Annotated in this window: 14 protein-coding genes; 11 read left to right on the forward strand and 3 right to left on the reverse strand. The window is 58.5% G+C overall.

All coding sequences use genetic code 11. The annotated features are described in order from the left end of the window. From ACIQVE_RS21915 to ACIQVE_RS21955, 9 genes are all read left to right on the forward strand, one after another. Positions 1-550 (forward strand): SIMPL domain-containing protein (locus ACIQVE_RS21915; protein ID WP_402812069.1); only part of this gene is annotated, 550 nt, incomplete at its 5' end. A gap of 954 nt (positions 551-1,504) precedes the next feature. Then, the gene (locus ACIQVE_RS21920; RefSeq protein WP_150617117.1) at positions 1,505-3,130 is read left to right on the forward strand and encodes an ABC transporter substrate-binding protein; all 1,626 of its coding nucleotides are present in this window, start codon (positions 1,505-1,507) and stop codon (positions 3,128-3,130) included. Between the two features lie 298 nt (positions 3,131-3,428). Further along, entirely contained in the window at positions 3,429-5,027 is a 1,599-nt protein-coding gene (locus tag ACIQVE_RS21925) for an ABC transporter substrate-binding protein (RefSeq protein ID WP_402812073.1), read from the forward strand. Positions 5,028-5,203: 176 nt separating this feature from the next. Further along, on the forward strand, positions 5,204-6,580 hold the full coding sequence (locus ACIQVE_RS21930) for an OprD family porin (RefSeq protein WP_402812076.1): 1,377 nt from the start codon (positions 5,204-5,206) through the stop codon (positions 6,578-6,580). Between the two features lie 80 nt (positions 6,581-6,660). After that, on the forward strand, positions 6,661-8,256 hold the full coding sequence (locus ACIQVE_RS21935) for an ABC transporter substrate-binding protein (protein ID WP_402812079.1): 1,596 nt from the start codon (positions 6,661-6,663) through the stop codon (positions 8,254-8,256). A gap of 73 nt (positions 8,257-8,329) precedes the next feature. Beyond that, positions 8,330-9,340 (forward strand): ABC transporter permease subunit, encoded by a 1,011-nt coding sequence (locus ACIQVE_RS21940; RefSeq protein ID WP_042557626.1) that lies wholly within the window; start codon positions 8,330-8,332, stop codon positions 9,338-9,340. A gap of 10 nt (positions 9,341-9,350) precedes the next feature. Beyond that, positions 9,351-10,274 (forward strand): ABC transporter permease subunit, encoded by a 924-nt coding sequence (locus ACIQVE_RS21945; RefSeq protein WP_402812081.1) that lies wholly within the window; start codon positions 9,351-9,353, stop codon positions 10,272-10,274. 10 nt (positions 10,275-10,284) lie between these two features. After that, on the forward strand, positions 10,285-11,253 hold the full coding sequence (locus tag ACIQVE_RS21950; RefSeq protein ID WP_402812084.1) for an ABC transporter ATP-binding protein: 969 nt from the start codon (positions 10,285-10,287) through the stop codon (positions 11,251-11,253). Beyond that, on the forward strand, positions 11,253-12,233 hold the full coding sequence (locus tag ACIQVE_RS21955; protein WP_042557623.1) for a peptide ABC transporter ATP-binding protein: 981 nt from the start codon (positions 11,253-11,255) through the stop codon (positions 12,231-12,233). The genes ACIQVE_RS21950 and ACIQVE_RS21955 overlap by 1 nt, the downstream gene beginning before the upstream one ends. A 215-nt stretch (positions 12,234-12,448) precedes the next feature. Here the strand turns inward: ACIQVE_RS21955 and ACIQVE_RS21960 are convergent, their stop codons facing one another. The 3 genes from ACIQVE_RS21960 to ACIQVE_RS21970 all read right to left on the reverse strand — a co-directional run bounded on the left by ACIQVE_RS21960 (position 12,449) and on the right by ACIQVE_RS21970 (position 16,332). Further along, a complete protein-coding gene (locus ACIQVE_RS21960; protein WP_402812088.1) occupies positions 12,449-12,709 on the reverse strand; it encodes a hypothetical protein in 261 nt (86 codons plus the stop codon). 156 nt (positions 12,710-12,865) lie between these two features. Further along, entirely contained in the window at positions 12,866-14,056 is a 1,191-nt protein-coding gene (locus ACIQVE_RS21965) for an MFS transporter (protein WP_402812091.1), read from the reverse strand. 692 nt (positions 14,057-14,748) lie between these two features. Continuing rightward, positions 14,749-16,332: a peptide chain release factor 3 gene (locus ACIQVE_RS21970; RefSeq protein WP_402812094.1), complete on the reverse strand. Its 1,584-nt coding sequence runs from the start codon at positions 16,330-16,332 to the stop codon at positions 14,749-14,751. Positions 16,333-16,662: 330 nt separating this feature from the next. Here ACIQVE_RS21970 and ACIQVE_RS21975 point away from each other — a divergent pair, with 330 nt between their 5' ends. Both ACIQVE_RS21975 and ACIQVE_RS21980 read left to right on the forward strand, forming a co-directional pair. After that, complete coding sequence (locus ACIQVE_RS21975; RefSeq protein WP_402812096.1) at positions 16,663-17,379, forward strand: ABC transporter permease; 717 nt, start codon at positions 16,663-16,665, stop codon at positions 17,377-17,379. 22 nt (positions 17,380-17,401) lie between these two features. After that, complete coding sequence (locus ACIQVE_RS21980; RefSeq protein WP_402812099.1) at positions 17,402-18,295, forward strand: glycine betaine ABC transporter substrate-binding protein; 894 nt, start codon at positions 17,402-17,404, stop codon at positions 18,293-18,295. Positions 18,296-18,301: the final 6 nt, after the last annotated feature.

Consider the following 18,301-nt stretch of genomic DNA (forward strand, 5'->3'; position numbering starts at 1 on the left):
AGAGCAAAACACCGACCCGGCCAACCTCGCCGCCGACGTCAGCAGCACCATGAACACGGCCCTGGCCCAGGCCAAGCCAGTCAAAGACATCACCCTGCGCCAGGGCAGCCGCAACAGCTATCCGATCTACGACACCAAGGGCCAGAAAATCACCGGCTGGCGTGAACGCGCCGAACTGCGCCTGGAAAGCGCCGACTTCGCCGCCCTGTCCAAACTCACCGGCGAACTGCTGGGCGACCTGAAAATGGGTGGCATGGACTTCGCCATCGCCAACCCGACCCGCAAATCCAGCGAAGACGCGTTGCTCAAAGAAGCCGTCACCGCCTTCAAGGCCCGCGCCCAACTCGCCACCGACGCCCTCGGCGGCAAGGGTTACAAAATCGTCAACCTGAACCTCAACAGCAACGGTTACCCACAACCGTACATGCGCGCACCGATGATGATGAAAGCCGCCGGCATGGATTCCGCACCGGTGACGCCTGAGGTTGAAGCGGGTACCAGCCAGGTCAGCATGACCGCTGATGGCTCGATTGAAGTGCTGATGCAGTAATTTGATGCAGGCTGAATGAGAAACCGGCGATCAATGAGTGATCGCCGGTTTTTTTGTGCGTGCATTTTGTGGTGAAAGATCCACAGCCATCGCCAGCAGGATGGCTCCCAGTTGGACCGTGTGCATCCAGCCAGAAAACTGGTCGGCTGTCAGGCCGCCATCGCGAACAGGCGAAGGCCTACAAAAAAGCAAAGCAACACACCAACCCGCTTCGCTCCTCACCACTCAACACAATGAGCGTTAGCTCGAGTGCAGCTCTTGATCCAGAGCGCCCGTCGGCAGGCTTCGTTCCGGGATTGATCCGGGGGTGGGAGCGCAGCGACCGTTCGACGAAGTCGAAGACATCGAGAGGAGGTGCAGCGCAGCAAACCGGAGGCGATGCGCCCGGATCAATTGCGGAGCGAAGGAACCCGAGCCACAGCGAGGGCCGTACGTCAGGGTAAAGCCTTTTGGGTTACCTTTTCGGCGTTTGGAAAAGGTGACTCGCCGTCAGGGCGAAACCCTAAGCAGCCACACCCGCAGAAACGGATCCACCCCCCACCCCAAAATACCCCCAAAACAAAAAGGCGCTACCAAAAGAACCACCCCAGTTGCACCCAGTAAAACCCCAACAAAAAAAGCCCAACCCCAGCCCCCACAAGCCCCCCACACAAACCTCAGAAAAATCCTACAAAACCAACGGTATAAATAAGTAACACCCAGCCCCAAGACAGCGCGCACAACGTGACCAGCGCACCATATTGGGGCTTCATTTGCACCGTAAAAACCACCCGCAAACGGTCAAATGCGTCAAAAGTTACACAGATGCGACATTAAGGTACGTTCGTGCCACCGTTTGACGCCGCCGACCGCTCTGGATCTTGCATTGGGTATGGCGCCTGCATAAGTATCCGCAGGCACGACTCACGAGGTCGTACCTCAAATCAAAAAATGACAACAAATCATGAGGCCAACATGCTTAAACACGCGGTCATTCCGTTTTTAGTCGGCGCAGGCTTGTTAGCCTCCGCACCTTTCGCATCCGCTGCGACTAACCTGGTGTTCTGCTCCGAAGGGAGCCCGGCCGGTTTTGATCCAGGCCAGTACACCACCGGAACAGACTTCGACGCCTCTGCCGAAACCATGTTCAATCGCCTGACCCAGTTCGAGCGCGGCGGCACCGCCGTGATTCCTGGTCTGGCGACCAAGTGGGACATTTCCGATGACGGCCTGACTTACACCTTCCACCTGCGTGAAGGCGTCAAGTTCCACACCACCCCGTACTTCAAGCCGACCCGTGAGTTCAACGCCGACGACGTGCTGTTCACCTTTAATCGCATGATTAACAAAGATGACCCGTTCCGTAAGGCGTACCCGACCGAATTCCCGTACTTCACCGACATGGGGATGGACACCAACATCACCAAGATCGATAAAGTCGACGACCACACCGTCAAGTTCACCCTCAAAGAAGTTGATGCCGCGTTCATCCAGAACATGGCCATGAGCTTCGCCTCGGTGCAGTCCGCCGAGTACGCCGCCCAGTTGCTCAAGGATGGCAAGCCTGCCGACATCAACCAGAAACCGGTCGGCACCGGCCCATTCGTGTTCAAGAGCTACCAGAAAGACTCCAACATCCGCTTCACCGGGAACAAGGACTACTGGAAGCCTGATGACGTGAAGATCGACAACCTGATCTTCGCCATCACCACCGACCCGTCGGTACGTATTCAGAAGCTGAAAAAGAACGAGTGCCAGGTCACCCTCTTCCCTCGTCCAGCCGACCTGAAAGCGCTGAAAGAAGACAAGTCGCTGAAGATGCCTGACCAGGCCGGTTTCAATCTGGGCTACATCGCTTACAACGTGATGGACAAGGTCAAAGGCAGCGACGAGAAAAACCCGCTGGCCGACCTGCGCGTTCGTCAGGCCATGGACATGGCCGTCAACAAGCCGCAGATCATCGATTCGGTTTATCAGGGCGCGGGTCAACTGGCCGTCAACGCCATGCCGCCGACCCAGTGGTCCTACGACACCACCATCAAGGACGCCAAGTACGATCCTGAGAAAGCCAAGCAGCTGCTCAAGGAAGCCGGCGTCAAGGAAGGTACCGAGATCGTCCTGTGGGCGATGCCGGTTCAGCGTCCGTACAACCCGAACGCCAAACTGATGGCTGAAATGCTCCAGTCCGACTGGGCCAAGATCGGCTTGAAAGTGAAGATCACCAGCTACGAATGGGGCGAGTACATCAAGCGCTCCAAAGGTGGCGAGAACCAGGCCATGATTATTGGCTGGAGCGGTGACAATGGTGATCCGGACAACTGGCTGAACGTGCTGTTCGGTTGCGACTCGCTCAGCGGCAACAACTTCTCCAAGTGGTGCGACAAGAAGTTCGACGGCCTCGTCAAAGAAGCCAAACGCACCACCGACCAGGGCAAGCGCACCGAACTGTACAAACAGGCGCAACACGTCCTCAAAGATGCAGTCCCAATGACACCTATCGCTCACTCGACGGTGTATCAACCCATGCGCGCCAACGTGCAGGATTTCAAGATCAGCCCATTCGGCTTGAACTCCTTCTACGGCGTCAGCGTCAGCAAGTAAAAAAACAGCGGCGACGATTTCAGCGTCGCCGCTGTTTTTTCTGCCGATTAGTTAGGAATTTGCCTACAGCTGTTTCCGCCCGGTCTTACCGAGGGGGTTCAGGTTGTGTTGCCTTTTCCTACGAGTCTTTAGGACTCAACGCATTTACTGCCAGATCCGCGGCACCTACCGTCAGGGTCTGACCAGTGACTGTGTGGGCTAACGGTTTGCTGTTCGTACGGGTTTGAGCTTGATGCAGCCACAACTTCTCTGGACGAGATTGCGGCGCATCAAAACAACACTAAAAAGAGGGAGCGTCATGCGCCATACCTTGGTTTTTTCCGCAATGCTGGGCGCCGGCCTGTTGGCCGCCACGTCTGTCAGCCACGCCGCCAGCGATAGCCTGGTGTTCTGCTCCGAAGGCAGTCCGGCGGGTTTTGATACCGCGCAATACACGACGGCAACAGACAATGACGCCGCCGAGCCGCTGTACAACCGCTTGGTCGAGTTCGAAAAAGGCGCGACCAACGTCGTACCGGGCCTGGCCACCCAGTGGGATATTTCCGAGGACGGCCTCAAGTACACCTTTCACCTGCGTGAAGGGGTGAAATTTCATACAACGCCTTACTTCAAGCCCACACGCGATTTCGACGCCGACGACGTGCTGTTTACGTTTAATCGCATGCTTGATGCGCAACAGCCTTTCCGTAAGATTTATCCGACCGAGTTCCCGTATTTCAACGGGATGAGCCTGAACAAGAACATTGCCAAGGTCGAGAAGACCGGGCCGCTGACCGTGGAGTTCACGCTCAACAGCGTCGACGCCGCGTTCATCCAGAACATTGCCATGAGTTTCGCCGCCATCCTGTCTGCCGAATACGCCGACAAGCTAATGGCCGATGGCAAGCCGAGCGACATCAACCAGAAGCCGATCGGCACTGGGCCGTTCGTGTTCAAGAGCTATCAAAAAGACTCGAACATCCGTTACACCGGTAACCCGCACTACTGGGACCCGAGCCGGGTCAAGCTGAAGAACCTGATCTTCGCGATCAACACCGACGCCTCGGTGCGCGTGCAAAAACTCAAGGCCGGCGAATGCCAGATCACCCTGCATCCGCGGCCTGCCGATGTTGAAGCACTGAAGGCCGATCCGAAGTTGCAACTGATCTCCAAGCCAGGTTTCAACCTCGGCTACATCGCCTACAACGTGCGCCACAAACCTTTCGACCAGCTCGAAGTGCGCCAGGCGCTGGACATGGCGGTGAATAAACAAGGGATTCTCAACGCTGTGTATCAAGGCGCCGGCCAACTGGCGGTCAACGCCATGCCGCCGACCCAATGGTCCTACGACGACACCATCAAAGACGCCGCCTACAACCCGGAAAAAGCCAAAGAGCTGCTCAAGGCTGCCGGCGTGAAAGAAGGCACCGAGATCACCCTGTGGGCGATGCCGGTACAGCGTCCGTACAACCCGAACGCCAAATTGATGGCCGAAATGCTCCAGGCTGACTGGGCCAAGATCGGTCTGAAAGTGAAAATCGTCAGCTATGAATGGGGCGAGTACATCAAGCGCACCAAGAATGGCGAGCATGACATCAGCCTGATTGGCTGGACCGGTGACAACGGTGATCCGGACAACTGGCTCGGCACGCTTTACAGCTGCGACGCCATCGGCGGCAACAACTACTCCATGTGGTGCGATCCGGCTTACGACAAGCTGATCAAAGAGGCCAAGGTTGTCACCGACCGCGACCAGCGCACCGCGCTCTATAAACAGGCTCAGCAGTTGCTTAAACAACAAGTGCCGATCACGCCTGTCGCCCACTCGACGGTCAACCAGCCGTTAAGCACGCGAGTTGAAGGGTTCAAGGTGAGCCCCTTCGGCCGCAACGTGTTCTCGGGTGTCAGTATCGATTAACCCAACCGATTAGCCGCAATGCTGAGGGGGGCCGTCTATCCCCCTCACGCAAGCGCTTTGCCGAAATTCGCCAATCCGGCATTTTGCAAACGTTTGCGATGTGTGAACGAGTTCTAAACCAATAACCGGCCAACCCAAAAAAGCCGGCATAAAAAGAAAGAAAAGGAGCTTCACCCATGAAACTGAGCAGCACCGCGATACTGGCCCTGGCCATAAGCAGCATCACCGCCGGGGCCCACGCTGAGAGCGTCAGCCAGGAATTCGTTCCAACGCAACTGGCCAGCACCAGCGCCCAATCCGAAGCAAAAGGCTTCATCGATGGCCAAAGCCTGTCGGGTTCGACCCGTAACTGGTACGCCAACGAGGACAAACAACGCGGCGGCAACTTCAAGTACGAACGCCATGGCGAAACCCTGACCGGTTCGCGCCGGATCAACTGGGTTCAGGGCACCATCCTGAACTACACCTCGGGCTTCACCCAAGGCACCGTGGGTATCAGCACCGAAGTGGCCGCTTACAACGCCATCGCACTGGATCGCAGCCGGGAAGACATCAAGGGTGGCTCCAACCGCACACTCGCCCATTCCAATGGCGACGCGGTCGATCAGTGGAGCAAACTGGGTCTGGCCAACGTCAAGGCGCGTATCTCCAACACCACCCTGACCGCCGGTCGCCAGAACTTCAGCACGCCAATCGTCGACGTCATCGGTAACCGTCCGCTGCCTTCGAGCTTCGAAGGTATAACCCTGCACAGCGAAGAATTCGACAACCTGTCGTTCGACCTGGGCGGTTTCGACCGCGTTTCGCCACGTACCGAACAGAGCCTGTCGAAATTCCGTTCCGAGTATTCGGCAACTGGCGTTGAAACTGACAAGGTCTACACCGGGGGCGTGAACTACCAGCCGCTCAAGAGCCTGAAAACCAGCCTGTACGCGGCCAACGTTGAAGACTTCTGGAACCAGTACTACTTCGGCGCCACTCATGAACTGGGCGACAGCTCGGTACTGAGCCTGACCACTGGCCTGAACTACTACAAGACCGTCGACGAAGGCAAAAAGTTGATGGGCGAGATCGACAACGACACCTACTCGCTGTCGTTCGGTCTGACTCACCAGGCGCACACCGTGACCTTCTCCTACCAGGAAGTGAACGGTAACGAATACTTCGACTACCTGCACGAAACCAACGGCATCTACCTGGCCAACTCCCTGCTCTCGGACTTCAACGGCCCGAACGAGAAGTCCTTTCAGGTGGCTTACGGCATCAACATGGCCGAATACGGCGTGCCAGGCCTGAAGTTCAACGCTTACACCGCTCGCGGCTGGGGCATCGACGGTACTCACTACACCGGCACTGCTTATGACGTACGCAGCATGGACGGCGAACACCATTACGAATACGGCATCGGCACTGCGTACGCAGTACAAAGTGGCCCGCTGAAAGCGACCACTGTACGCGCGACCTACACCACGCACCGCGCCAGCGAAAACCAGGCTGACGGCAGCATCAACGAGTTCCGCCTCGTGACCACGATTCCATTCAACATCCTGTAAAAAAACGCCAACCGACGGCTGACTCATGATGAGTCGGCCGTTTCGGTTTTTTGTCTTCAACCGATTGCAGAGGGTTATCGATGAAAATGCTTCCCCTACGTGCGGCCGTCGCTGCCGCGTTGTTGAGCGCCGCCATCGGCGTCTCGGCCAAACCCTTGGTGGTCTGCACCGAAGCCAGCCCGGAAGGCTTCGACATGGTCCAGTACACAACTGCAGTCACTGCCGATGCGGTGGCCGAAACGATCTTCAACCGTCTGGTCGACTTCAAGCCAGGCACCACCGAAGTGATACCGGCACTGGCCGACTCCTGGGAAATCAGCGATGACGGTCTGACATACACGTTCCACCTGCGCAAAGGCGTCAAGTTTCACACCACCGAATACTTCAAGCCGACCCGCGACATGAATGCCGACGACGTGCTCTGGAGCTTCCAGCGTCAGCTGGACCCGAATCACCCGTGGCACAAACTGTCCAGCGTGGGCTTCCAGTACTTTGAAAGCATGGGTTTCAAGGAACTGCTGAAGAACGTGGAAAAGGTCGACGACTACACCGTCAAGTTCACCCTGACCCGCCGCGAAGCGCCGTTCCTGGCCGACGTTGCCATGCCGTTCACCGCGATCTACTCCGCCGAGTACGCCGATCAGTTGCTCAAGGCCAACAAGACCGGCGACCTCAACAACAAGCCTGTCGGCACCGGCCCGTTCATCTTCCAGCGCTACGCCAAGGATGCGCAGGTTCGCTTCAAGGCCAACCCGGAATACTTCCGTGGCAAGCCGCCGGCCGACGCGTTGATCCTGGCGATCGCCACCGACAACAACGTGCGCCTGCAAAAGCTCAAGGCCAACGAGTGCCAGATCGCGCTGTATCCGAAACCGGATGACATCCCGAGCATCAAGAAAGACAGCAATCTGAAAGTCGATGAACTGAACGCGATGACTGTGTCCTACATCGCCATGAACACCCAGCACAAATACATGAGCGACGTGCGCGTGCGTAAGGCGATCGACATCGCCTTCGACAAAGCCGCCTACGTCAATGCGCTGTTCGGCAAGGGCAACGCGACCGTCGCGGTCAACCCGTACCCGGACACCCTGCTCGGCTACAACACCGAGCTGAAAAACCCGCCACGTGACCTCGACAAGGCGCGCGCACTGCTCAAAGAAGCCGGGGTTCCCGAAGGCACCACGTTTACCCTGTTTACCCGTAACGGCGGCGGTCCGACCAACCCGAACCCGATGCTCGGCGCACAGATGATGCAGGCTGACCTGGCGAAAGTCGGGATCAAGATCGACATCCGCGTGATGGAATGGGGCGAAATGCTTAAACGCGCCAAGGCCGGCGAGCACGACATGGTGTCGGCAGGATGGGCGGGCGACAACGGCGACCCGGATAATTTCCTGACGCCTATGCTCAGTTGCGAAGCCGCCAAGAACGGCGAAAACTACGCGCGCTGGTGCAACGAGAAATTCCAGGCGCTGATCGACGAAGCACGGGCTAAAGTAGATCCGGCCGAACGCGCCAAGCTGTATGAACAAGCCCAGGTGATCTTTAACCAGGATCAACCTTGGATCAGCATGGCCCACACCCGTATGTTTACTGCAATGCGCAACAACGTAGAGGGCTATCACATCAGCCCCCTGACAACTAATAACTTCGCCACTACCCAGGTGAAGTAGATAAGAAACTCCCGGCCTCCCTGACTCCAGGGAAGCCGGGCACGCCTAACCGGCTGATGAGGTACCACACAAGATGTTTAGTTTTATTGCCCGCCGACTGGGGTTGTTGATCCCCACGTTTTTCGGCATCACCCTGCTGACTTTCGCGTTGATTCGCATGATCCCTGGCGACCCCGTGGAAGTGATGATGGGCGAACGTCGGGTCGACCCCGAAATGCACGCTCAGGCAATGGAACGCCTAGGTCTGAACAAACCGTTGTATGCCCAGTATCTGGACTACATCGGCAAACTGGCCCAAGGCGATCTCGGCGAATCCCTGCGTACTCGTGAGAGCGTATGGACCGAGTTCACCTCTCTCTTCCCGGCGACCCTGGAACTGTCCATGGCCGCCCTGCTGTTCGCCGGCATTCTGGGCCTTCTGGCCGGGGTGATCGCGGCACTCAAGCGAGGATCCCTGTTCGACCACGGGGTGATGGGCATCTCCCTCGCGGGTTATTCGATGCCGATTTTCTGGTGGGGCCTGATCCTGATCATGTTCTTCTCGGTGAGCCTGGGCTGGACGCCGGTATCCGGGCGGATCGACCTGCTCTACGACATCGAGCCACGTACCGGTTTCATGCTGATCGATACGTTGCTGGCCGATGACATGGGCGCTTTCCTTGATGCACTGCATCACCTGATCCTGCCGGCCATCGTGCTCGGTACCATTCCGCTGGCGGTGATCGCACGGATGACCCGTTCGTCGATGCTCGAAGTGCTGCGCGAAGACTATATCCGCACCGCCAAGGCCAAAGGCCTGTCGCCGTCGCGCGTGGTGTTCGTCCACGGCCTGCGTAACGCGCTGATTCCGGTACTGACCGTGGTGGGCCTGCAAGTCGGCACTCTGCTGGCCGGTGCGGTCCTGACCGAAACCATTTTCTCCTGGCCCGGCATCGGCAAATGGCTGATCGAAGCCATCGGCGCCCGGGACTATCCAGTCGTGCAAAACGGCATCCTGTTAATCGCCTGCCTGGTGATTCTGGTCAACTTCGTGGTGGATATCCTCTACGGCTTTGCCAACCCACGCATCCGTCATCAGCGCTGAGATCATGACCATGACCACTCCAGCTTCAACTCAAAATCAAGCGGTAACAGTCGATCAAAGCCTGCTGTATCCGTCCCCGTACAAAGAATTCTGGCAAGCGTTTTCCAAGAACAAAGGTGCTGTTGCAGGCCTGATGTTCATGTTGCTGGTAGTTTTCTGCGCGCTGTTCGCCCCATGGGTGGCGCCGCATAACCCGAGCGAGCAATACCGTGATTTCCTGCTGACCCCGCCAGCCTGGCTTGAAGGCGGGCAGATGCAGTTTTTGCTCGGTACCGATGAACTGGGCCGTGACCTGCTGTCGCGTCTGATCCAGGGTTCGCGCCTGTCGTTGCTGATCGGCCTGTCGTCGGTCGTGATGTCGCTGATCCCGGGGATTCTGCTCGGTCTGTTCGCCGGTTTCTTCCCGAAGATGATTGGCCCGACCATCATGCGTCTGATGGACATCATGCTGGCCCTGCCGTCCTTGCTGCTGGCTGTGGCGATTGTCGCCATCCTCGGCCCTGGCCTGATCAACACCGTGATCGCCATTGCCGTGGTGTCCTTGCCGTCGTATGTGCGTCTGACCCGCGCAGCGGTGATGGGCGAACTGAACCGCGACTACGTGACTGCCGCGCGCCTGGCCGGTGCCGGTCTGCCACGCCTGATGTTCATCACCGTGCTGCCAAATTGCATGGCACCGCTGATCGTTCAGGCAACCTTGAGTTTTTCTTCGGCGATTCTCGATGCCGCCGCGCTGGGTTTCCTCGGTCTTGGCGTACAACCGCCAACCCCTGAGTGGGGCACCATGCTGGCCTCGGCCCGCGACTACATCGAACGCGCCTGGTGGGTGGTGAGCCTGCCTGGTTTGACCATTTTGCTCAGCGTGCTGGCAATCAACCTGATGGGCGACGGTCTGCGCGATGCGCTGGACCCGAAACTCAAGAATGCCGCCTGAGGAGATTCAAATGTCACTGTTGGAAATCAAGAATCTCAACGTTCGTTTCGGCGACAAGAATGCTGTGCCGGTGGTCGATGGTCTCGACATCAGTGTCGACAAGGGCGAAGTGCTGGCCATCGTTGGCGAGTCCGGTTCGGGTAAATCCGTGACCATGATGGCGCTGATGGGCCTGATCGAGCACCCGGGGATCGTCACTGCCGACGCTCTGAATTTCGACGGCAAGAACATGCTCAAGCTGAGCAATCGTCAGCGTCGGCAGATCGTCGGTAAAGACCTGGCGATGGTCTTCCAAGACCCGATGACCGCGCTCAACCCAAGCTACACCGTCGGTTTCCAGATCGAAGAAGTGCTGCGCCTGCACCTGAAAATGTCCAGCAAGCAAGCACGCAAACGCGCGATCGAATTGCTGGAAAAAGTCGAAATCCCGGGCGCCGCCAGCCGTATGGATGCCTACCCGCATCAACTGTCCGGCGGTATGAGCCAGCGTGTGGCGATTGCCATGGCCATTGCCGGCGAGCCGAAACTGCTGATCGCCGATGAGCCGACCACTGCACTCGACGTGACGATTCAGGCACAGATCATGGATCTGCTGCTGGCGTTGCAGAAAGAGCAGAACATGGGCCTGGTGCTGATCACTCACGACCTCGCGGTCGTCGCGGAAACCGCCCAGCGTGTGTGCGTGATGTACGCAGGCCAAGCGGTTGAAGTCGGCCAAGTGCCGCAACTCTTCGACGTCCCGGCGCACCCGTACAGCGAAGCGCTGCTCAAGGCGATTCCGGAACACAGCCAGGGTGCCGATCGTCTCGCCACGCTGCCGGGCATCGTTCCCGGCCGCTACGACCGTCCGCAGGGTTGCCTGTTGTCGCCACGCTGCCCGTACGTGCAAGACAGCTGCCGCGCGCAGCGTCCGACCCTTGATCCGAAAAGCCACAGCCTCGCCCGCTGCTTCTACCCGCTGAACCAGGAGGTGGCGTAATGGCCGTCGTACTTACCGCCCGCGACCTGACCCGTCACTACGAAGTGTCCCGTGGCCTGTTCAAGGGCCACGCGACTGTGCGCGCACTTAACGGCGTATCGTTCGAACTGGAAGCCGGCAAGACGCTCGCCGTTGTAGGCGAGTCGGGTTGCGGCAAATCCACACTGGCCCGCGCCCTGACCCTGATTGAAGAACCGTCGTCTGGTTCCTTGAAAATCGCCGGGCAGGAGGTCGCCGGCGCCGACAAGGCTCAACGCAAGCAACTGCGCAAAGACGTGCAGATGGTGTTCCAGAGCCCGTACGCCTCGTTGAACCCACGGCAGAAAGTCGGTGATCAACTGGCCGAGCCGCTGTTGATCAACACCAACCTGTCCGCTGCCGAACGTCGCGAGAAAGTCCAGGCGATGATGAAGCAGGTCGGCTTGCGTCCTGAGCACTACCAGCGTTATCCGCACATGTTCTCCGGTGGTCAGCGCCAGCGTATTGCGTTGGCTCGGGCGATGATGCTGCAACCCAAAGTGCTGGTCGCAGACGAACCGACCTCTGCGCTCGACGTGTCGATTCAGGCGCAGGTGCTGAACCTGTTCATGGATCTGCAGCAGGAGTTCAACACCGCTTACGTGTTCATCTCGCACAACCTCGCGGTGGTGCAACACGTTGCCGATGACGTGATGGTGATGTACCTCGGTCGCCCGGTGGAAATGGGCCCGAAGAACGATATCTATGAACGCCCGCTGCACCCTTACACCCAGGCGTTGCTGTCGGCCACCCCGACCATCCACCCGGACCCGAACAAGCCGAAAATCAAAATCGTCGGCGAACTGCCCAACCCGCTGAACCCGCCACCGGGCTGCGCTTTCCACAAGCGCTGCCCGTATGCGACCGAGCGTTGCAGCACTGAAGAGCCGGCATTGCGCCTGCTCGACAACCGGCAGGTGGCTTGCCACTACGCCGAGCAGTTCCTCGACGGTGCGGCGTAAGCTAATCCGGGGGAAAATGCAAAACCCTGTGGGAGCGGGCTTGCCCGCGATGGCGTCGTGTCAGTCACCTGATTTGACGACTGACACACTGCAATCGCGGGCAAGCCCGATCCCACAGGGGATGATGTTGAACTCAGCGTTAACGTACTGAGCAAACCCCTTCCACCTCGACTACTAATCAGTCGAGGTGGAAGGGGTTTTCTTGTGCTTGCGTTTTACGTCTGGCTGTCGCCTTCATCCGGATCATCAGAGTCCGGCTCGTCTGTCATCGAATCATCGTCATCAGCAGTTCCACCCTGCCCCTGATCACCCGGCTCGGACTCGGACTTGGCGAGCATCAGCCCGCTATGCCCCATCTGCCCGTTGAAGGCCTGGGAGTCATGATCCTCGCACTCGGCCCAGGCCGTCGCGGTGCCGAGAGACAGCATGACCATCACTTTCAACAGCAATAAAATTCGTAGCAACCTGCTTTTCATAGCCGACTCCATCCATTTTCAGGTGAGACATGCGTGCCGGACTGGCGCTGTGTGAAATCTAGTTCCGATCAGCCGGGCTCACCAGTCAGGACGCTAACGAGCGGGCAGAAATGCCCTCGGTATACAGATTGCTTTCGAATAACGGCAATAACCGGATCAGCTAAGCGGACGGGTCGCTTGCCACGTCAACGGGATCGACAGCAACAGAAGTACGGTACTGGCCAGCCACACGCTGTGACCACCGAAATTGCCATACAACTGACCACTGAGCACCGGCGATAACAGCGCGCTGGCACTCCAGCTCATGAAGAACAGGCCGAAGTACTGCCCGCTCTTGCCACGCTGGGCAAACTGCATCGCCAACACATTCAGCGGCGGCATGAACAGCGCCTCGCCCAAGGTCCAGATCACCGTCGACATGCAGACGAACGCCAACCCGGAACCGAACGGCAACATGCCCAGCCCACAGGCCAGCAGCACACTGCCTGCCACCATTTGTCGCCGCGACCCCCAACGCTCGCCCCAGTGCGACAGCGGAATTTGCAACGCGATCACCAGCAGCGCGTTAAGCCCGAATTGCCAGCCTATCGCCTCAGTACTCAATTGATAGTAATCGCGCAGATAGTTGCCGAGCGTGTTGTAGACAGTGTCGAACGCAATGCCGAGCACGACGGTTGCCGCCAGCAACCAGAGGAACGGTTTGTCGCGATACGGCACACCCGGGCCTGCGTCTGCCGTTGACCTCTCTTCATTGATCAGCACCGACCGATGCCACGTAGTGCGAACGAACCACAGCAAGGCCAGCAACGTCATCGCTGCACCGCCAAAAAACACCCAACGGAAATCCGTCTGCGCCAAGACGCCGCCCGCCACCCCGGCGGCGGCCATGCCGAGGTTGCGCGCCACCCGACTCAAGGCCTGCGCACGCGAGCGCTGCGCCACTTCGCAATATTCCATGATCAGACGCTGATGCAGGGTACGAATGGCTCCATCGATAGTCCCGCTGAGCAGCAGCAATGCAGCCAGCAACGGCACTTGCGTCACCAGCCCCAGCAGGATCAGCACCCACACCGAAGCGAAAAACAGCGCCGCTGTCAGTCGCGCGGTCCGCACATGATCACTGAGCCAGCCACCGAGCATCGAACCGACCAGCAACCCCGCACCGTACGCCGACAGTAACCAGCCAACCGTCTCGATCGCCAGCCCCAGCTCCTGACGTAGATACAGCGCCATGAACAGCTTGACCATGCTGCTCAGGCGATTGATGAACAACAGCGCCGCAAGCACCCAGGCCATCACACCGAAATAGCCGTCGAGCCGCAGCATCTGAGTCAGACGACTCGTCATTCCATTGACCTCTCAAAGCGACTGCGTGGAGCTGGAACACTAACGGTCAGCTCGAAGGTTGTCGCGCTGAAGCACATCAAGACCACAAAAAAGGAATCGCCCTACAGAGAGCACACACAGCAAAAAGCCCCTCACCCTAACCCTCTCCCGGAGGGAGAGGGGACTGACCGAGTTGATTGCAAAAGATACGCCCCAGTGAAATACAAACTCGCCCTCAAATCACAAAAATGCCCAAAAGCCAAACACGCCTCGCTCCTCACCACTCAACAGGATGAGCGCAAGCTCGGCTGCAGCTTTTGATCTTGATCCATGGGCGACGTCGGAAGGCTTCGTTCCGGGATTGATCCGGGGGTGGGAGCGCAGCGACCGTTCGACGCAGTCGAACACATCGAGAGGAGGTGCAGCGAAGCAAACCGGAGGCGATGCCCCCGGATCGATCCCGGAGCGAAGGAACCCCGAGCCCCAGCGAGCGGGCCGAACGTAGGAGCAAGCGTTTTTTGCTTACTTTTTTTGGCGCTTGTAAAAAAGTGAGTCGCCGTAAGGGCGAAACCGCCAGCCGCAACACCCGAACCAACGGATACACACCCAAAACACCAAAAGCCTGGTCGGCCCAGAGGCCGCCAAGGCACCAGGCAATAAAAAAGCCCCCAAGGCATTCACCTAGGGGGCTTTCGAACAACAAAGCTCAGCGCTTAGTGATGCTCACGCGTCGCACGGAATTTCACGTCCGGCCAACGCTCTTCCATCAGCGCCAGGTTGACCCGCGTCGGGGCGAGGTAGGTCAGGTGACCGCCGCCGTCGATTGCCAGGTTTTCCACAGCCTTGTTGGAGAATTCCTCAAGCTTCTTCTTGTCGCTGCAATCGATCCAGCGCGCGGAGTACACGGTGATCGGCTCGTACGAGCACTCAACCTTGTATTCCTCTTTCAAGCGGCTGGCGACCACATCGAACTGCAGCACACCGACGGCGCCAAGGATGATGTCGTTGCTGCGCTCCGGGAAGAACACCTGAGTGGCGCCTTCTTCGGCCAGTTGCTGCAAACCCTGACGCAGTTGCTTGGATTTCAGCGGATCGCGCAGACGCACGCGACGGAACAGTTCCGGGGCGAAGTGCGGGATGCCAGTGAAGCTCAGGGATTCGCCTTCGCTGAAGGTGTCGCCGATCTGGATGGTGCCGTGGTTGTGCAGACCGATGATGTCGCCGGCAAACGCCTCCTCCAGTTGCTCGCGCTCGGAAGAGAAGAACGTCAGGGCATCGCCGATGCGCACGTCCTTGCCGGTGCGCACGTGGCGCATCTTCATACCTTTCTCGTACTTGCCGGAGCAGATACGCATGAAGGCGATGCGGTCGCGGTGTTTCGGGTCCATGTTCGCCTGGATCTTGAAGATGAAGCCCGAAAACTTCTCTTCTACCGGCTCCACGGTGCGCTCGTTGGCAACGCGTGCCAGCGGACGCGGCGCCCAATCGACGACAGCGTCGAGTACGTGATCGACACCAAAGTTGCCCAGCGCGGTACCGAAGAACACCGGAGTCAGTTGACCGTCGAGGAACTCCTGCTGGTTGAACTCATGGCAGGCGCCCTGCACCAGTTCCAACTGATCGACGAAACGGTTGTACTCGTCACCGAGGTGCGCGCGCGCTTCATCAGAGTCGAGTTTCTCGATGATCTTGGTTTCGGTGCGCTCGTGACCGTGGCCGGCGGTGTAGACAATGATGTAGTCGTCGGCCAGGTGATACACGCCTTTGAAGTCGCGGTAGCAACCGATCGGCCAGGTGATCGGCGCTGCCTTGATCTTCAGGACAGCTTCGATCTCGTCGAGCAGTTCGATCGGGTCGCGGATGTCACGGTCGAGTTTGTTGATGAAGCTGACGATCGGCGTGTCACGCAGACGGCAGACGTCCATCAGCGCAATGGTACGCGGCTCGACACCTTTACCGCCGTCGAGGACCATCAATGCCGAGTCCACCGCCGTCAGGGTGCGATAAGTATCTTCAGAGAAATCTTCGTGGCCCGGGGTGTCGAGCAGGTTGACCATGTGGTCGCGATACGGGAACTGCATGACCGACGTGGTGATGGAAATACCACGTTGTTTTTCCATTTCCATCCAGTCGGATGTCGCATGGCGGTCGGATTTACGGGATTTCACCGTGCCCGCAATCGCAATCGCCTTGCCCATCAACAGGAGCTTCTCGGTGATCGTCGTCTTACCGGCATCGGGGTGGGAAATAATGGCGAAAGTGCGGCGTTTCGCGACTTCGGCGGCCTGTCTGGTCATGGGAAATCGCCTGGCGGTGATTCAAAAAAGGGCCGCGATTATAGCCCAAGTCAATGCAATAACCGAACCGTTGAGCATATTAAGGGTGGCCAAATGCTGCCTTAGATGGGAACCTTTTAAAGCACGGAGACGTCCATCCCCTGTTACGAATTTTCGTCAGGGGCTGAAAAATCAGCAAGTTAGCCTGACGAGGCTGCGCTCATGGCTCGCTTTCAGACCGCTTTTTGCCGGTGCTGAGGGAGCTGCTTCTCGCGAACGTCTATTCCCGGCAGCCAGGCATGGCATGCCACACGGGACGGCGTTCGCCGACTATAAAAAAGGAGTCCGCCTGTGGCTATCCGCTATGGCAAAGGGCTGATTGGAGGTGCGGTGGTGATCGCGCTCCTGGCCCTGCTGGTCCACTGGATCGGCATCAACACGATCGAACACTACCGCGACGATTTGTTGTTTTACCTGCAAGCTCATCTGATTCTTGTCCTCGCTTCAATGCTGGCCGCCCTTGTCGTGGGCATCCCCGCCGGCATCTTCCTCAGTCGCCCGACCATGGTCGGCCGCGCTGAGCGCTTCATGCAGATATTCAATATCGGCAACACCGTGCCGCCGCTGGCCGTTCTTGCGATTGCCTTGGGGATTCTGGGTATCGGCAGTGGTCCGGCGATCTTCGCTTTGTTCCTCGCCTCCCTCTTGCCGATTGTGCGCAACACCTACGAAGGCCTGAAAAACGTCCAGGGTTCGCTCAAGGAAGCGGCCGTCGGCATCGGCATGACTCCGCGCCAGGTGCTGTGGCGCGTCGAACTGCCCAACGCCGTGCCGATCATGGTCGGTGGTGTGCGTGTGGCTCTGGCGATCAATGTCGGGACAGCGCCGCTGGCCTTCCTGATCGGCGCCAACAGCCTCGGCAGCCTGATTTTCCCTGGCATCGCCCTGAACAATCAGCCGCAACTGCTGCTCGGCGCCGCGTGCACCGCGCTGCTGGCCCTGCTGCTCGATGGCGTGGTCACCCTCGCCAGCCGTATTTGGCTGGAACGCGGTTTGCGCCCGTCTTAAAGGCCTCGGCAAAGGAATATTCATGAAACGACTTAGCTTGATCTTAAGCTGCATCCTGCTGTTCGCAGGAATCGCCCAGGCCGCTGACAAACCGGTTATCCGCCTCGGCGCCCGCGTGTTCACCGAGCAAACGTTGCTCGCCGAAATCACCGCGCAATACCTGCGCAGCAAAGGCTACGACGCGCAGATCACCGGCGGTCTGGGCAGCAACCTCGCCCGCAGCGCCCACGAAAGTGGTCAGTTGGACATGCTCTGGGAGTACACCGGCGTGTCGCTGGTGGCCTACAACCATGTCACTGAAAAACTCGACAGCGTTCAGTCCTACGCCCGGGTGAAAGAACTCGACGCGAAAAAAGGCCTTATCTGGCTCACCCCGTCGAAATTCAGCAACACCTACGCCCTCGCCCTGCCAAAAAATGTTGCTGAGAAATATCCGCAGATCAACAACATCAGTCAGTTGAACGAGGTGTTGCAGGCTGAAGCGAAGACCAATCACCTGGTGGCGTTGGACACCGAGTTCGCCAACCGCTCGGACGGTCTGCTCGGCATGGTCAAGCTCTACGACATGAACCTCAGCCGCAAAAACATCCGCCAGATGGATGCGGGTCTGGTCTACACGGCGCTGCGAAACGGCCAGGTGTTTGCCGGTCTGGTCTACACCACGGACGGTCGCTTGAATGCCTTCGGCCTGAAACTGCTGGAAGACGACAAGCACTACTTCCCCGACTACACCGCTGCACCGGTGGTGCGTCAGGCCTACCTCGACGCGCACCCACAACTCGCTGAGCAGCTCAAGCCACTGGCCGAACTGTTCGATGACGAAACCATGCGCCAGCTCAACGCGCGGGTCGATGTCGATCATGAAAGCCCGTCCAAAGTTGCCGCCGATTTCCTGCGCCAACATCCGCTGAATTAAAGGAGG

Origin of the sequence: Pseudomonas sp. NPDC098747, from assembly GCF_044760045.1 — a bacterium.
Lineage (GTDB): Bacteria > Pseudomonadota > Gammaproteobacteria > Pseudomonadales > Pseudomonadaceae > Aquipseudomonas.

Bases quoted from the DNA above. Each gene is read 5' to 3' on its own strand.
- ACIQVE_RS21955 (WP_042557623.1), top strand. From the start codon at position 11,253: ATGGCCGTCGTACTTACCGCCCGCGACCTGACCCGTCACTACGAAGTG.
- ACIQVE_RS21935 (WP_402812079.1), top strand. From the start codon at position 6,661: ATGAAAATGCTTCCCCTACGTGCGGCCGTCGCTGCCGCGTTGTTGAGC.
- ACIQVE_RS21930 (WP_402812076.1), top strand. From the start codon at position 5,204: ATGAAACTGAGCAGCACCGCGATACTGGCCCTGGCCATAAGCAGCATC.
- ACIQVE_RS21960 (WP_402812088.1), bottom strand. From the start codon at position 12,709: ATGAAAAGCAGGTTGCTACGAATTTTATTGCTGTTGAAAGTGATGGTC.
- ACIQVE_RS21945 (WP_402812081.1), top strand. From the start codon at position 9,351: ATGACCACTCCAGCTTCAACTCAAAATCAAGCGGTAACAGTCGATCAA.
- ACIQVE_RS21950 (WP_402812084.1), top strand. From the start codon at position 10,285: ATGTCACTGTTGGAAATCAAGAATCTCAACGTTCGTTTCGGCGACAAG.
- ACIQVE_RS21940 (WP_042557626.1), top strand. From the start codon at position 8,330: ATGTTTAGTTTTATTGCCCGCCGACTGGGGTTGTTGATCCCCACGTTT.
- ACIQVE_RS21925 (WP_402812073.1), top strand. From the start codon at position 3,429: ATGCGCCATACCTTGGTTTTTTCCGCAATGCTGGGCGCCGGCCTGTTG.
- ACIQVE_RS21920 (WP_150617117.1), top strand. From the start codon at position 1,505: ATGCTTAAACACGCGGTCATTCCGTTTTTAGTCGGCGCAGGCTTGTTA.
- ACIQVE_RS21965 (WP_402812091.1), bottom strand. From the start codon at position 14,056: ATGACGAGTCGTCTGACTCAGATGCTGCGGCTCGACGGCTATTTCGGT.
- ACIQVE_RS21980 (WP_402812099.1), top strand. From the start codon at position 17,402: ATGAAACGACTTAGCTTGATCTTAAGCTGCATCCTGCTGTTCGCAGGA.
- ACIQVE_RS21970 (WP_402812094.1), bottom strand. From the start codon at position 16,332: ATGACCAGACAGGCCGCCGAAGTCGCGAAACGCCGCACTTTCGCCATT.